Below are 518 nucleotides of genomic sequence, written 5' to 3' on the forward strand. Positions count from 1 at the left end.
TGTCATCTACGATTATAAGTTCCCAATTTTTATACGTTTGGGATAGTACACTTTGAATGCTTTCTACAACCGTTTGCTCAGAGTTGTAAGTTGGCATGATAATAGAAACTACATCTTCGTTATTCTGCATCTATTCAAACCGTTTTACTAGTTAGCTAAAATTTTTCGTTAGTCTCTCTAACAACCTTATCTTCTAGCTTTTATTTTTGTTCCTAATCTCTGATAGAGTCTAAAAACATAAGTTGCTATATTTGGTATATGTCGGGTTCTGTATAAGATTGCTTGAACTCGATGCGCATTGGGGTAAAGATTCCAGGAACATACGATAAGATCTTTTACATATTCATACTCTTTATTTATCACAAGAGTAAAAGCTGTGTTATATAAGTTAACTGAAAGTGCATATTTGAGATCACTCTCATCTTGCCAATCACATAGACAGCCTCGAATTGCATTCTCCTGTCTGGCCATATTATCTAGAGTATTCGAAACAGATATTTTACTTCGCTCAGAAGACC

Annotated in this window: 2 protein-coding genes; both read right to left on the minus strand. The window is 34.4% G+C overall.

Features of this window, described 5'->3' with window-relative positions; all coding sequences use genetic code 11:
* Positions 1-130 (minus strand): glycosyltransferase family 2 protein (locus R8N49_RS30480; RefSeq protein ID WP_318190872.1); only part of this gene is annotated, 130 nt, incomplete at its 3' end.
* A 56-nt stretch (positions 131-186) separates the two neighbouring features.
* Positions 187-518 (minus strand): hypothetical protein (locus R8N49_RS30485; RefSeq protein WP_318190871.1); only part of this gene is annotated, 332 nt, incomplete at its 5' end.

The sequence above is a fragment of the Vibrio sp. 1978 genome (assembly GCF_033344345.1).